Below are 14,228 nucleotides of genomic sequence, written 5' to 3'. Positions count from 1 at the left end.
AGCGGGCCCGGCCGGCGCGGACTCCACCGTGCGGGCCGGCACGTCGGCGACGGCCGTCGCATACGACCCGAGGCCGAACGCCACGGCGAGGACGGCGGCCGGTGCGGCGGGCCACAGCAGGAGCGACCGGCTCGTCCTCGGCCGGGCCGCCCGGGGGTGACGCAGCGGTGTCTCGACATACCGGTGGGAGAGCCAGGCCGCGGGCAGCGCGAGCAGGACGAGCAGACCCCGTTCCGAGGTGGTCAGAACCCGGCCGAGGTAGGCCGCCGGGAGGATGAGGAGGGGCCAGTGGACGAGGTAGAGGGAGTAGGAGATGTCGCCGACGACGCGCATCGGCCCGCGGTCGAGGACGAGTCCTGCCGAGCCCCGGGGTCGACCCACACCGCCCGCGAGGACGAGCGCGGACCCGGCGACGGGGAGGGTCGCGTGCCAGCCGGGGAACGCGGTCGCCTCGGTGTACGCGAGGCTCGCCGTCGCGACCAGTCCGAGTCCGAGCCACGTCGCCGCCGACCGCAGGACCGGAGGGATCCGGTGCAGGTGGCCGGCGGCCAGGGCGAGGAGAGCGCCCACCCCGAGCTCCCAGCCTCGGGTGAAGGTCGAGAAATAGGCAGCCCGGGAGTGGTGGACGGTGTCCCACAGGGACCAGGCGAAGGAGGCCGTCGTGAGGGCCGTCACCGCGAGCAGCGCCCAGCGGCGGGTATGCCTGGTCCCGGCGACCGCGAGGAGGGCGAGGAGGGCCGGCCAGAGGAGGTAGAACTGCTCCTCGACCCCGAGGGACCAGAAGTGCTGCACCGGCGAGACGAAGTCGGAGGTCGCGAAGTAGCCCGTCCCGGCGCGGGCGTAGTTGACGTTCGCCGCAAAGAGCGCCGCCCACGTCACGTCGCGCAGGGCGCTGAGCAGGTGCCCCGTCGTGTAGACGAGGCAGCTCGCGGCGGCGGTGAGGACGAGGGTCGCGGTCGCGGCGGGCAGGATCCGACGGGCGCGGCGCGCGTAGAAGGTTCCCAGGCGAACCGTGCCGTGCCGCTCGACGTCCCTCACCATGATCCCCGTGATGAGGAAGCCGGAGATGACGAAGAACACGTCGACGCCGACGTAGCCCCCGGTCAAGCCGAGGAGGCCGGCATGACCGACGAGGACGAGCAGCACGGCGACGCCGCGCAGTCCCTGCACGTCGCCCCGGAACGTCTCCGGCGCACCCATCGACACCTCAGCGCAGCGACAGGTGCAGCAGCGGGTCGATCGCGACGGCCAGGAAGAGCACCGTGATGTAGGTGATGGAGAAGTGGAACAGCCGCATCGGCCGGAGCACCCGCTGGGCGGCACCCGCCTTCGCGGCGCGCAGGAGCCGATGCGCCTCGGCGACGAACATGCCACCCGACACGACGGCGGCGACGGTGTAGATCCAGCCCATGCCCGCGACCGGCACGAGGGCGAGGCTCGCGGCGAGCATGCCCCAGGAGTAGACGACGACCTGCCGGGCGACGACGACGATGTCGGCGCGCACGGGGAGCATCGGCACCTCGGCCGCGGCGTAGTCCTCCTTGAACCGCATGGACAACGGCCAGTAGTGCGGCGGCGTCCAGAGGAACACGACGAGGAAGAGGAGGATCGCGGGCCAGCCGACGTCACCGGTGACGGCGGCCCAGCCGACGAGCACCGGCATACAGCCGGCCGCGCCGCCCCACACGATGTTCTGCGTCGTGCGGCGCTTGAGCAGCATCGTGTAGCCGACGACGTAGAGGACGAGCCCGGACAGGGCGAGCACCGACGCGGCGGGGTTGACGAGGACCCACAGCCAGAGCGTCGAGAGGACGGTGAGGGCCGAGGCGAAGACGACGGCGGCCCGCGGCGAGACCTCGCCGGTCACGAGCGGGCGGGCGCTCGTGCGGTGCATCTTCGCGTCGATGTCCCGGTCGTACCAGCAGTTGAAGGCGTTGGCGCCGCCGGCGCTCAGCGTGCCGCCGACGAACGTCGCGAGGACGAGCCACAGGTCGGGGACGCCCCCCTGGGCGAGGAACATGACCGGCACCGTCGTGACGAGCAGCAGCTCGATGATGCGCGGCTTGGTGAGCGAGACGTATGCCGAGACCTTGCGCCGCCAGCCGCCGACGGCGGAGGCCGCGACCGAGGAGGTCGTCTCGACAGTGGCCACAGCTTCCTAACACGTCGGGCGAATGGGCAGACCGGACCGAGTCTATCCCCCGGCCCTGGATGATCGAGGGCGCCACCACGTCGCCTCGACGACGCCGAAGCACCCGGACCACACGGGTGCCTGCGGACCGGACGCGTTGCGACGCGGATCACACCGGGGACTAGGCTTCGTGTCGATCTGCGTTGCCCCCCGAATGGTCCGACCGCGCCGTCTCGCCCACGAAAGAGGCCTCGATGTCACCCACCGCTCGCTCGTCCGTCAAGAACCCGCTCGCCGGCCGTTCTCCGGACCTGCCGCTCCCCGTCGCGAAGAAGGCCGGGTGGACACCTCTCGACGTCCGGGCCGTCGACACCGTGCGGATCCTCGCGGCCGACGCTGTCCAGAAGACGGGCAACGGCCACCCGGGGACGGCGATGAGCCTCGCGCCCGCGGCGTACCTCCTCTACCAGAACGTCATGCGCCACGACCCCTCCGACCCGGCCTGGCTCGGCCGTGACCGGTTCGTCCTGTCGTGCGGTCACTCCAGCCTCACCCAGTACATCCAGCTCTACCTGTCCGGATACGGCCTCGAGAAGAGCGACCTCGAGGCGCTGCGCACGTGGGGCTCGCTGACCCCCGGCCACCCGGAGGTCCACCACACGACCGGCGTCGAGATCACGACGGGCCCGCTCGGCTCGGGTCTCGCCTCGGCCGTCGGCATGGCGATGGCCCAGCGCCGGCAGCGCGGGCTCTTCGACCCGGACGCCGCTGCGGGCAAGAGCCCGTTCGACCACCACATCTGGGTGTTCGCCTCCGACGGCGACATCATGGAGGGTGTCTCGCACGAGGCCTCGGCCCTCGCGGGGCACCAGGAGCTCGGCAACCTCACCGTCGTCTACGACCAGAACACCATCTCCATCGAGGACAAGACGAACATCTCCTTCTCCGAGGACGTCGCGGCCCGGTACGAGGCGTACGGCTGGACGACGGAGGTCGTCGACTGGCGCAAGGACGGCGACGGCACGGCATACGTCGAGGACGTCGACGCGCTCCTCGACGCGCTCCAGCGCAGCCGCAGCTCCAGCAGGCCCACCCTCGTCGTCCTCCGGACGATCATCGCCTGGCCCGCCCCGACCAAGCAGGACACCGGCAAGTCGCACGGCTCCGCGCTCGGGGCCGACGAGATCGCCGCCACGAAGGACCTCCTCGGCTTCGACCCGAGGAAGTCCTTCGAGGTGAGCCGCGACGTCATCACCCACGCCCGCAAGGTCAAGGCCCGCGGGAAGGCGCTCCACAAGGACTGGGACAAGGGCTACAAGGCGTGGCGCAAGGCGAACCCGGACCGCGCCGCGCTCCTCGACCGGCTGCTCGCCGGCGCCCTGCCCGACGACCTGGACAAGGCCCTGCCGACCTTCGCCGCCGACCCGAAGGGCATCGCCACCCGAGCCGCCTCCGGGAAGATCCTCACGGCCCTCGCCGACGTCGTGCCCGAGCTGTGGGGCGGCTCGGCAGACCTCGCCGAGTCGAACAACACGACGATGGACGGCCAGCCGTCGTTCATCCCGACCGGCAAGCAGACGCGGGAGTGGAAGGGCGGCCCCTACGGGCGGACGCTCCACTTCGGCATCCGCGAGTTCGGCATGGGACTCATCCTCAACGGCATCGCCCTCGAGGGCCTCACCCGGCCGTACGGCGGCACGTTCCTCGTCTTCTCCGACTACATGCGGCCGGCGGTGCGGCTCGCGGCGATCCAGGAGATCCCGGTCACCTTCGTGTGGACGCACGACTCGATCGGCCTCGGCGAGGACGGCCCGACCCATCAGCCCATCGAGCACCTCGCCGCGCTGCGGGCCATCCCCGCGTTCGACGTCGTGCGGCCCGCCGACGCCAACGAGACGGCCGTGGCCTGGGCGACGATCCTGCGCAACGCGCGGCCGGCCGGCCTCATCCTCACCCGGCAGAACCTGCCGATCGTCGAGCGGGGCCGTGGCCCGGGCAAGGCGGCCAGCGCGAGGGGTGCGGCCAAGGGCGCCTACGTCCTCTACGACTCCAGCACGGCGACGCCCGACGTCATCATCGTCGCGACGGGGTCCGAGGTGTCCATCGCCGTCGCGGCCCGGGAGCGGCTCGAACGCTCCGGCATCGGCACGCGCGTCGTCTCGATGCCGAGCCTCGAATGGTTCCAGCGCCAGTCCAAGGGGTATCAGGAGAAGGTGCTGCCGACGTCGGCCCGGGCGCGCGTGAGCGTCGAGGCGGGGATCCCCCAGGGTTGGCGCGACATCGTCGGCGACGCCGGCGAGATCGTGGCCATCAACCACTTCGGCGCATCCGCCGCCGGGTCGTTGCTCTTCGAGAAGTTCGGCTTCACCCCGGCCGCCGTCGTCGCCGCCGCCAAGCGCAGCCTCAAGGCCGCGGCCTCCGGCGACGCAGTCCCGAGGATCCCCGCGCCGTCGAGCGCCCTCACCGACAGCCATCCGACCGAGAAGACGCCGCGGAAGGCCGCGGCGACGAAGGGAAAGTGATCACCATGAGTGACACCGAGCAGAAGCAGAACGCCGTCCATCAGCTCGCCGAGGCCGGCGTCTCGGTCTGGCTCGACGACCTGTCCCGTGAGCGGCTGACGTCCGGCAACCTCAAGGACATCATGGAGCACCAGGGCGTCGTCGGCGTGACGACGAACCCGACGATCTTCCAGCAGGCCCTCTCCCAGGGGCACGCCTACGACGGCCAGGTCGCCGAGCTCGCCGCCGCCGGCAGGACGGTCGACGAGGCCGTCTTCGCCCTGACCACCCAGGACGTCCGCGACGCCTGCGACGTCTTCCGGCCCATCTACGACGCGACGGACGGCAAGGACGGCCGGGTCTCCATCGAGGTCGACCCGCGACTCGCGCACGACACGGAGAAGACGGTCGAGCAGGCCAAGGCCCTCCGGGAGGCGGTGGACCGGCCCAACGTCATGGTGAAGATCCCGGCGACCGTCGCCGGCCTCCCGGCGATCACGGCCGTCCTCGCCGAGGGGATCAGCGTCAACGTGACGCTCATCTTCTCCCTCGACCGGTACCGCGCCGTCATGAACGCCTACCTCGAGGGCATCGAGCAGGCCAGGGCCGCCGGCAAGGACATCGCGCACACGACGTCGGTCGCCTCCTTCTTCGTCTCCCGCGTCGACACCGAGATCGACAAGCGACTCGACGCCGTCGGCACCGACGAGGCCAAGGCGCTCAAGGGCAAGGCGGGCGTCGCCAACGCCCAGCTGGCCTACCAGGCGTACGAGGAGGTCTTCAGCACCCCGCGGTGGCAGACCCTCGAGGAGGCCGGTGCCTTCAAGCAGCGGCCGCTCTGGGCGTCGACGGGCGTGAAGAACCCCGACTACAGCGACACGATGTACGTCGACGAGCTCGTCGCCTCGAACACCGTCAACACGATGCCGGAGAAGACCCTCGCGGCGGTCGCCGACCACGGGACGATCGTCGCGGACGCCGTGACGTCGCACTACGCCGACGCCGCCGCCGTCCTCGACGAGCTCGCGCGGGTCGGCATCTCCTACTCCGACGTCGTCCAGGTCCTCGAGGACGAGGGCGTCGAGAAGTTCGAGACGTCGTGGGGACAGCTTCTCGCCGGCGTGCAGGCCGAGTTGGAGAAGGCCTCCGCTTGAGCAGTCTGGAGGTCACGGCCGAGGGTGACGCCGCGGCCGCGATCGCGAGCGTCGTGCCGACGCTCGTGGAGGACCGCGTGGCGAGCCGGCTGTTCGGTGCGGACCCCACCCTGTGGGGTCCGGCCGCGGAGCCGGAGGCCGAGCGGCGCCTGGGCTGGGTCGGGCTCCCCCGCTCGTCCCGGCCCCTCGTCGGCGAGATCGCCGCGCTGCGCTCGCGCCTCGCCGACGACGGGGTCTCCCGGGTGGTGCTCTGCGGGATGGGCGGCAGCTCGCTCGCGCCGGAGGTCATCTGCGCGACGGCCGGTATGCCGCTCGTCGTCCTCGACTCCAGCCACCCGGACGCCGTCCGGTCGGCGCTGCACGACCTGAGGCACACCGTCGTCGTCGTGTCGAGCAAGTCCGGGTCGACGGTCGAGACCGACTGCCAGCGCCGGGCGTTCGTCGAGGCCTTCGCCGAGGCGGGCATCGACCCGACGTCACGGATCGTCGTCGTCACCGACCCGGGGAGCCCCCTGGAGGAGCTGGCCCGCGCCAGCGGCTACCGGGTCGTCGCGGCCGACCCCGATGTCGGTGGCCGTTACTCGGCCCTCACCGCGTTCGGCCTCGTGCCGGCCGGCCTCGCGGGCGTCGACGTGGAGGCGCTCCTCGACGATGCCGAGGCGGTCGCCGACGTGCTCGCCGCCGACGACGACGGCAATCCCGGCCTGCGTCTCGCGGCGACGCTCGCGGGCACCGATCCGTTGCGGGACAAGGCGGTCCTCGTCGCCGACGGCTCGGAGAACATCGGCTTCGGCGCGTGGGCCGAGCAGCTCATCGCCGAGTCGACGGGCAAGGACGGGAAGGGGATCCTCCCGGTCGTCGCCGACGGACCCGCGCCCGCCCACACCTACGACGACGCGACGGTGATCCGCCTCGTGTCGTCGTCCCACGACCGGCCCGGCTTCGTCCCCGACGAGCTGCGCCATCCCGACTCGGTGGCCGCCGACCGTCCCGGCCCCGCCGAGATCGAGCCCCCGACGGCCGGGTCCATGGTCCGCGTGTCCGGCCCCCTCGGCGCCCAGTTCCTCCTCTGGGAGGTCGCGACCGCCGTCGCCGGACGACTCCTCGGGGTCAACCCGTTCGACCAGCCCGACGTCGAGAGCGCGAAGGCCGCCGCCCGGCGGCTCCTCGAGTCGTCCGCGGAGGAGGCCGGCGAGCCCGACCTCGTCGACGGGTCCGTCGAGGTGCGCGCCGTCGGCGGCCCGTGGCTGGGCGACGCCCGGACCCTTCCCAATGCCGTCACCGCCTTGCTCGACGAGCTCGGTGACGACGGCTACGTGGCCGTCACGGCATACCTCGACCGGCAGCGGGACGCCGACGTCGAGGAGGTGGCGCGACGGCTCTTCGAGCGGACCGGGCGCCCGGCGACCTTCGGCTGGGGGCCGCGGTTCCTCCACTCGACGGGCCAGTACCACAAGGGCGGCCCGCCGAACGGCGTGTTCGTCCAGGTGACGGCCGAGCCCCAGGAGGATCTCGCCGTTCCCGGCGGGACCCTCACCTTCGGCCGGCTCATCGCCGCCCAGGCGGCCGGTGACGCGCAGGTCCTCGCCGATCGCGGCCGCCCCGTCCTCCGGCTCCACCTGCGCTCCCACGACCGAGGCCTGCGCCAGGTCGCCGCGGCCCTCGCGAGCAAGGGCGGATGACATGAGCCCGGCCCAGGTCTCGCGCCAGCACAACCCGCTCCGCGACCCTCGCGACAAGCGCCTGCCCAAGATCGCCGGCCCCTGCGGCCTCGTGATGTTCGGCGTGACGGGCGACCTCGCGACGAAGAAGCTCATGCCGGCCATCTACGACCTGGCCAACCGCGGGCTCCTGCCTCCCGGGTTCTCCCTCGTGGGCTTCGCCCGGCGGGACTGGTCGGAGCAGGACTTCGGCAAGATCGTCCACGACGCCGTCAAGGCCCACGCGCGGACGCCGTTCCGGGAGGAGGTGTGGCGCAACCTCGCCGAGGGTTTCCGGTTCGTTCCCGGGACCTTCGACGACCCCGCCGCCTTCGACCTGCTCGCCGAGACCGTCGCCGACCTCGACGCGAGCCGCGGCACGGGAGGCAACCACGCCTTCTACCTGTCCATCCCGCCGGGCTCGTTCTCGACGGTCTGCGAGCAGCTCCAGCGGTCCGGCCTCAGCGAGCCCTCGCGCGGCTCCTGGCGGCGGGTCGTCATCGAGAAGCCCTTCGGGCACGACCTGGCCAGCGCCCGGCAGCTCAATGCCGTCGTCGAAGGGGTGTTCCCGCCCGACGCCGTCTTCCGGATCGACCACTACCTCGGCAAGGAGACGGTCCAGAACCTCCTCGCGCTCCGCTTCGCCAACCAGATGTTCGAGCCGATCTGGAACGCCAACTACGTCGACCACGTCCAGATCACGATGGCCGAGGACATCGGCATCGGCGGGCGTGCCGGCTACTACGACGGCATCGGCGCCGCGCGTGACGTCATCCAGAACCACCTGCTCCAGCTCCTCGCGCTGACCGCCATGGAGGAGCCGGTCTCCTTCCGCGCCGACCACCTGCGCGCCGAGAAGGAGAAGGTCCTCTCGGCCGTCCGCATCCCCAAGGATCTCGCGCGGGCGACGGCTCGGGGCCAGTACGCCGAGGGTTGGCAGGGCGGCGAGCAGGTCGTCGGGTACCTCCAGGAGAAGGGGGTGGCGTCGGGCTCGACGACCGAGACGTATGCGGCGGTGCGGCTCGAGATCGACACGCGCCGCTGGGCCGGGGTCCCCTTCTACCTGCGGACCGGCAAGCGGCTCGGCAAACGGGTCACCGAGATCGCCGTCGTCCTCAAGAGGGCACCGCACCTGCCCTTCAACGACACGGCGACCGAGGAGCTCGGCCAGAACGCCATCGTCATCCGGGTCCAGCCCGACGAGGGCGTGACGATCCGCTTCGGCAGCAAGGTCCCCGGCAACCAGATGGAGGTCCGGGACGTCACGATGGACTTCGGCTACGGCCGCGCGTTCACCGAGTCCAGCCCCGAGGCATACGAGCGCCTCATCCTCGACGTGCTCCTCGGAGAGCCGCCCCTCTTCCCCCGCCACGAGGAGGTCGAGCTGTCCTGGCAGATCCTCGACCCCATCGAGGACTACTGGGCCCGGCAGAGCCGTCGGCTCGACCAGTACGCCTCCGGGGGCTGGGGGCCGCGCTGCGCCGACGAGCTGATGGCTCGCGACGGGCGCGAATGGAGGATCCCGTGATCGTCGACCTGCCGAACACGACGACCGCGGAGGTCTCCAAGAAGCTCGTGCGCCTCCGGGACGACGTCGGCGCGATGGCGCTCAGTCGGGTCCTCACCCTCGTCGTCGCGGTCGACGAGACCGACGTCGAGGCGGCGGTGGAGACGGCGAACCTCGCGAGCCACCAGCATCCCTGCCGCATCGTCGTCGTCGCGGCCGGCAACAGGCGCGGCACGGCCCGGCTCGACGCCCAGATCCGCGTCGGCGGGGACGCCGGTGCCAGCGAGGTCGTCGTCATGCGGCTCTACGGCGCGCTGACGGGCCACGGCCGCTCGGTCGTCACGCCGCTGCTGCTCGCCGACTCCCCCATCGTCGCGTGGTGGCCGACGTGGGTCCCCCCGGACCCCTCGAAGGACCCGATCGGCGAGATGGCATCCCGACGCATCACCGACCTCGCGGCGTCGACGAGCAAGCCGAAGCCGGCCCTGCGCAGGCTGGCCGCGAGCTACACCCCGGGAGACACCGATCTCGCGTGGACGCGGATCACCCTGTGGCGCGGGCTGCTGGCCGCCGCTCTCGACCAGGCGCCCTACGAGCCGGTCACCGCGGTCACGGTGACCGGAGCCCCGGACAGCGCCTCGGTCGACCTGCTCGGAGCGTGGCTCGGTGGACGGCTCCGGTGCCCCGTCACCCTCGCGCGCTCCCGGAGCGGCACGGGCCTCATCGGCGTCCGCCTCGTGCGGCGCAGCGGTGACGTCGACCTCGTCCGGCCGCCCGACGGCAACGTCGCGACGCTGTCGCAGGTCGGTCAGCCCGAGCGGACGCTCTCGCTGCCGCACCGCAGCGACGCCGAGTGCCTCGCCGACGAGCTGCGCCGCCTCGACCCCGACGAGGTGTATGCCGATGCCCTCGTCCGCGGTATGCAGCGGGTCACCCAGCCCCGCACTCTCACGGCGAGCAAGGCCGTCGCCCGGGGCGATGCGCCGTCGCCGAAGGAGGCCGAGCAGGACATCAAGCGGCTGCACCGCGCCGCCGCCCGGGTGTCCCGTGCCGCCATGGAGAGCCGCCCCGAGCCCGCCGCGCCGCCGTCCGACCCCGACGAGGTGAAGGCCGAGACCCGCCGACGCCTCGCGCCGGACGGCGCCACCACGACATCCAGCCGTCGCCGGAGGAAGGGACCCTCATGACCGCAGCGCCCCGTATCGTCGTCCACCCCGACAAGCAGTCCCTCGCGGACGCCTCGGCGGCCCGGCTCGTCACGGCGATCATCGACGCCCAGTCCGTCCGTCCGGAGGTCCATCTCTGCCTCACCGGCGGCTCGATGGGCTCGGCCATCCTCGCCTCGGTCCTCACGACACCGGGCAGCTCGGCCGTCGACTGGTCGACCGTCCACGTGTGGTGGGGTGACGAGCGGTACCTCCCCGCCGGCGACGGCGAGCGCAACGAGACCCAGAACGCCGAGGCCCTCCTCGACCATGTGCCGATCCCCGCGCAGAACGTCCATGCCGTGGCGGGGCCGGACCGGAGCGCCTCGGCGGAGGCGAGCGCGGAGGCGTATGCCGCGGACGTCCGGGCGTCCGGTGCGGGAGACTTCGACGTCATGCTCCTCGGCGTCGGGCCGGACGCGCACATCGCATCCCTCTTCCCCCATCACCCGGCGCAGCGGACGACGGACGCCATCGCGATCGCGGTCCACGACTCCCCGAAGCCTCCCCCGGATCGGGTGTCGCTGACCTTCGAGGCCCTCGAGCACTCCCGGCGCGTGTGGTTCCTCGTCGCCGGCGCGGACAAGGCCGACGCCGTCGCGAAGGCGCTCGACCCGTCCGCCGATCGGTGGGACGTGCCGGCGTCGGCGGTCAAGGGCGAGGCCGAGACGCTGTGGCTCCTCGACACCGACGCGGCGAGCCGGCTGCCCGGCGCCCAGGACGCGGGCTGAGCACGCCGATGGCTCTCTTCTCACGGCGGCGAGGTGGCGGCGACCGCACGGCAGCCGAGTCCCCGAGCCCGCTGACGACGCTGGCGGAGGACACCACCTCCTCGGCGTTCGCCGGCGACGTGGAGGACGACGGTCGCCCGCAGCGGCCCGACACGGCACCGATCGGGGACAGCGAACGGGCCCGGATCGACGCGGCGCTGCAACGCCTCGAGGGCGACGGCGTCGACGTCGACGACCTCGCCGCCCTCGGAGCGGCATACGACAGGGCCCGGGCGACCGGAGCGGACGGCGACGTCGTCGTCGAGACGATCGGCCTCGCCATCGGGGAGCACCTCGTCCGTCACGCCCGGATGGACTGGGCCCTCGTCACGGACGTCTTCGGCACCGACCTCGGGGTCGTCGCCCGGCGGCGCGGCACGACGCTCATCCCGACGAACATCGTCGCGACCCGGTGGCTCAGCGGCCAGACCGGGTGGGTCCCCGGCGTCGTCGGTCACCTCATCCGGCTCGGCACCGGCTGAGGTGGCCGGGCCCGGTCAGGTGATGAGTCCGCGCTCGCGCAGCGCGGCGAGGGCCTCGTCGAGGATCGCCTGGCCGTCGGCGCCGGAGCGCCGCTCCTTCACGTAGGCCAGGTGCGTCTTGTACGGCTCGACCTTCGGCGGTGCGGGCGGGTTGTCGCGATCCTGCCCGGCCGGCAGGCCGCAGCGGGGGCAGTCCCACGTCTCCGGCACGGCCGACCCGGCCTCCTGCGCGAAGCTCGGACGCGTCTGGTGCCCGTTGGAGCACCAGTAGGAGACGAAGACGCGAGGAGCGGCCTCGCCGCGCTCGGCCTCGCCCATGGGACCTGCGCCGACCCGGCTGCCCCGGATCGCATTGCCGCCTGCCATCTCCTGTGTCTCCTGCTCTGCCGTGGGGGAAGGACTGTCACATGAAGCGGTCGAGGACGCCGATGCCGACGACGCAGGTGAACCAGACGAGGGCCACCCCGATGGTGAAGCGGTCGAGGTTGCGCTCCGCGACGGACGAGCCGCCGAGGGTGGAGGACATGCCGCCGCCGAACATGTCGGAGAGGCCACCGCCCTTGCCCTTGTGGAGGAGGATGAGCAGGGTCAGGAAGAGCCCGCCGATGACGAGCAGGACCTGCAGTCCGATGCGTACGGCTTCCACGCGATTCCTTAGAGGGCGTTCGACGTCAGGGCGTTTGCGGCGCGGCGTCCGGCGGCGGACGGATGCGCTTGGCCACCGAGTCTAACCGCTGTCCGCCGCAGCCCCTACGACGCGGCCCCGAGGTGCTGCCGGTACCGGCAGATGGCCGCGAACTCGCTCGCATCGATGGACGCTCCGCCGACGAGGGCGCCGTCGACGTCTGGCTCGGCCATGATGGCCGCGACGTTGCCCGCCTTGACGCTGCCGCCGTAGAGAATGCGGACCCCGTCGGCGGTCTCCTCGTCGTAGGTCGTCGCCAGCTGGCGGCGGATCGCGGCACACACCTCCTGCGCGTCGGCCGGCGTGGCGACCTCGCCGGTGCCGATGGCCCAGACCGGCTCGTAGGCGATGACGATCGAGGCCGCCTCCTGCTGGGTCACGTCGCTGAGCCCGATCTCGACCTGCTCGAGGACGTGCTCGACCTGTCGGCCCTCCTTGCGGACCGCGAGGCCCTCGCCGACGCAGAACACCGGCGTGAGCCCGTGCCGGAAGGCGGCGCCGAGCTTCGCGGCGACGTGCTGGTCGGTCTCGTGGTGGTACTCGCGGCGCTCGCTGTGCCCGACGATGACGTAGGTACAGCCGAGCTTGGCGAGGAACGCGCCGCTGATCGAGCCGGTGAACGCGCCGTGGTCGTGGACGGAGAGGTTCTGCGCGCCGTATCGGATCTCCAGCCGGTCGCCGTCGACGAGGGTCTGCACGGTCCGCAGGTCGGTGAACGGCGGGAAGACGGCGACCTCGACGGCCGAGAAGTCGTGCTTGGCGTCCTTGAGCGTCCAGTCGAGCTTCTGGACCAGATGGGTCGCCTGGACGTGGTCGAGGTTCATCTTCCAGTTGCCCGCCATGAGCGGGGTGCGGGTCGTCGCTGAGGTGTCCGGCACGGGTGTCAGCCCTGCTCGTCGAGGACGGTGAGCCCGGGCAGCTGCTTGCCCTCGAGGTACTCCAGGCTCGCGCCGCCGCCGGTCGAGATGTGGCCGAACCGGTCGTCGGCGAAGCCGAGCTGGCGCACCGCGGCCGCCGAGTCGCCACCGCCGACGACGGTGAGCGCTCCCCGGGCCGTCACGTCGACGAGGGCCTGGGCGACGGCCCGCGTGCCCTCGGCATACGGCGCCATCTCGAAGGCCCCCATCGGTCCGTTCCAGAACACCGTCCGGCAGTCCGCGAGCCGCTCGGCGAACAGGGCGCCCGACGCCGGCCCGATGTCGACGCCGATCCGGCCCGCGGGGATCGCGTCGGCGGCGACGACCTCGTGGTCGGCGTCCGCCGAGAACTCCGTGGCCGCGACGATGTCGACGGGCAGGACGATCTCGACGCCGCGCTCCTTCGCCTCGTCGAGGTAGCCCCGCACCGTGTCCACCTGGTCGCTCTCGAGGAGGCTCCGGCCCACCTCGTGGCCCTGGGCCTTGAGGAAGGTGAAGACCATGCCGCCGCCGATGAGCAGCCGGTCGGCGGTCCGGAGCAGGTTGGCGATGACGCCGAGCTTGTCGGAGACCTTCGCGCCGCCGAGGACGACGGCGTACGGGCGGTCGGGCTCGACGGTGAGACGACGGAGGACGTCGACCTCGGTGCTGACGAGCCCGCCGACGGCGGCCGGCAGCCGCGTCGCGACGTCGTAGACCGACGCCTGCTTGCGGTGGACGACACCGAAGCCGTCGGAGACGAAGGCGTCGGCGAGGGCGGCGAGCTCGTCGGCGAACGCGCCGCGCTCGGCCTCGTCCTTGCTCGTCTCCCCCGGGTTGAACCGGAGGTTCTCCAGGAGCACGACGTCACCGTCTGACATCGCCGCGACCGCCGCCTCGGCGCTCTCGCCGACCGTGTCGGTCGCGAACGTGACGGGGGCGCCGAGGAGCTCACCGAGCCGCGTCGCGACGGGCGCGAGGGAGTAGCGGTCCTCCGGGGCGCCCTTGGGCCGCCCGAGGTGGGCGCACACGACGACGCGTGCGCCCGCCTCGGAGAGGGCCTCGATGGTCGGGACCGAGGCCCGGATGCGGCCGTCGTCGGTGATCGTCGTCCCGTCGAGGGGGACGTTGAGGTCGGACCTGACGAGGACGCGCTTGCCGGCGAGGGAGCCGAGGTCGGCCACGCTCTTCATCGGC

The 14,228-nt window shown here is 72.3% G+C and carries 13 protein-coding genes; 7 read left to right on the top strand and 6 right to left on the bottom strand.

Features of this window, described 5'->3' with window-relative positions; all coding sequences use genetic code 11:
- Positions 1-1,200, bottom strand: a 1,200-nt coding sequence (locus tag BN12_RS03150) for an acyltransferase family protein (RefSeq protein WP_157635661.1), incomplete at its 3' end; no start/stop codon positions are given.
- A 7-nt stretch (positions 1,201-1,207) separates the two neighbouring features.
- A complete protein-coding gene (locus BN12_RS03145; RefSeq protein ID WP_048550000.1) occupies positions 1,208-2,152 on the bottom strand; it encodes a heme o synthase in 945 nt (314 codons plus the stop codon).
- A 233-nt stretch (positions 2,153-2,385) separates the two neighbouring features.
- Between BN12_RS03145 and tkt the strand changes: the two genes are divergently transcribed.
- From tkt to BN12_RS03110, 7 genes are read left to right on the top strand one after another with little or no spacing between them, the layout of a single operon-like run.
- Positions 2,386-4,653 (top strand): transketolase, encoded by a 2,268-nt coding sequence (gene tkt, locus BN12_RS03140; protein WP_048549998.1) that lies wholly within the window; start codon positions 2,386-2,388, stop codon positions 4,651-4,653.
- 5 nt (positions 4,654-4,658) lie between these two features.
- Positions 4,659-5,786, top strand: a complete 1,128-nt coding sequence (tal, locus tag BN12_RS03135) for a transaldolase (protein WP_048555937.1) — start codon at positions 4,659-4,661, stop codon at positions 5,784-5,786.
- Positions 5,783-7,468 carry a glucose-6-phosphate isomerase gene (locus BN12_RS03130; protein WP_048549996.1) on the top strand — a complete coding sequence of 562 codons (1,686 nt, stop codon included), beginning with the start codon at positions 5,783-5,785 and terminating at the stop codon, positions 7,466-7,468. The genes tal and BN12_RS03130 overlap by 4 nt, the downstream gene beginning before the upstream one ends.
- Position 7,469: 1 nt before the next feature.
- Entirely contained in the window at positions 7,470-9,014 is a 1,545-nt protein-coding gene (gene zwf, locus BN12_RS03125) for a glucose-6-phosphate dehydrogenase (protein ID WP_048549994.1), read from the top strand.
- Entirely contained in the window at positions 9,011-10,180 is a 1,170-nt protein-coding gene (locus tag BN12_RS03120; protein WP_048555936.1) for a glucose-6-phosphate dehydrogenase assembly protein OpcA, read from the top strand. Before zwf ends, BN12_RS03120 begins: the two co-directional genes overlap by 4 nt.
- Entirely contained in the window at positions 10,177-10,929 is a 753-nt protein-coding gene (gene pgl / locus BN12_RS03115; RefSeq protein WP_048549992.1) for a 6-phosphogluconolactonase, read from the top strand. Before BN12_RS03120 ends, pgl begins: the two co-directional genes overlap by 4 nt.
- An 8-nt stretch (positions 10,930-10,937) precedes the next feature.
- Entirely contained in the window at positions 10,938-11,450 is a 513-nt protein-coding gene (locus BN12_RS03110; RefSeq protein ID WP_053079934.1) for a DUF3806 domain-containing protein, read from the top strand.
- A gap of 15 nt (positions 11,451-11,465) precedes the next feature.
- Here the strand turns inward: BN12_RS03110 and BN12_RS03105 are convergent, their stop codons facing one another.
- The 4 genes from BN12_RS03105 to BN12_RS03090 form a co-directional block, all read right to left on the bottom strand.
- Complete coding sequence (locus BN12_RS03105) at positions 11,466-11,816, bottom strand: RNA polymerase-binding protein RbpA (protein WP_048549989.1); 351 nt, start codon at positions 11,814-11,816, stop codon at positions 11,466-11,468.
- Between the two features lie 37 nt (positions 11,817-11,853).
- On the bottom strand, positions 11,854-12,096 hold the full coding sequence (gene secG / locus BN12_RS03100) for a preprotein translocase subunit SecG (RefSeq protein ID WP_048549987.1): 243 nt from the start codon (positions 12,094-12,096) through the stop codon (positions 11,854-11,856).
- A gap of 104 nt (positions 12,097-12,200) precedes the next feature.
- Positions 12,201-12,977 carry a triose-phosphate isomerase gene (gene tpiA, locus BN12_RS03095; RefSeq protein WP_048555934.1) on the bottom strand — a complete coding sequence of 259 codons (777 nt, stop codon included), beginning with the start codon at positions 12,975-12,977 and terminating at the stop codon, positions 12,201-12,203.
- A gap of 41 nt (positions 12,978-13,018) precedes the next feature.
- A complete protein-coding gene (locus BN12_RS03090) occupies positions 13,019-14,224 on the bottom strand; it encodes a phosphoglycerate kinase (protein ID WP_048549985.1) in 1,206 nt (401 codons plus the stop codon).
- Positions 14,225-14,228: the final 4 nt, after the last annotated feature.

This window comes from Nostocoides japonicum T1-X7 (assembly GCF_001046855.1).
Taxonomy (GTDB): domain Bacteria; phylum Actinomycetota; class Actinomycetes; order Actinomycetales; family Dermatophilaceae; genus Nostocoides; species Nostocoides japonicum.
The sequence above is the reverse complement of the archived record's forward strand: the minus strand, read 5'-3'. Positions and strand labels throughout refer to the sequence as shown.

What these genes read in the sequence shown, in the direction of transcription:
- tkt (WP_048549998.1), top strand. Translation starts at nt 2,386, where the DNA reads ATGTCACCCACCGCTCGCTCGTCCGTCAAGAACCCGCTCGCCGGCCGT.
- tal (WP_048555937.1), top strand. Translation starts at nt 4,659, where the DNA reads ATGAGTGACACCGAGCAGAAGCAGAACGCCGTCCATCAGCTCGCCGAG.
- zwf (WP_048549994.1), top strand. Translation starts at nt 7,470, where the DNA reads ATGAGCCCGGCCCAGGTCTCGCGCCAGCACAACCCGCTCCGCGACCCT.
- pgl (WP_048549992.1), top strand. Translation starts at nt 10,177, where the DNA reads ATGACCGCAGCGCCCCGTATCGTCGTCCACCCCGACAAGCAGTCCCTC.
- BN12_RS03110 (WP_053079934.1), top strand. Translation starts at nt 10,938, where the DNA reads ATGGCTCTCTTCTCACGGCGGCGAGGTGGCGGCGACCGCACGGCAGCC.
- BN12_RS03105 (WP_048549989.1), bottom strand. Translation starts at nt 11,816, where the DNA reads ATGGCAGGCGGCAATGCGATCCGGGGCAGCCGGGTCGGCGCAGGTCCC.
- tpiA (WP_048555934.1), bottom strand. Translation starts at nt 12,977, where the DNA reads ATGGCGGGCAACTGGAAGATGAACCTCGACCACGTCCAGGCGACCCAT.
- BN12_RS03090 (WP_048549985.1), bottom strand. Translation starts at nt 14,224, where the DNA reads ATGAAGAGCGTGGCCGACCTCGGCTCCCTCGCCGGCAAGCGCGTCCTC.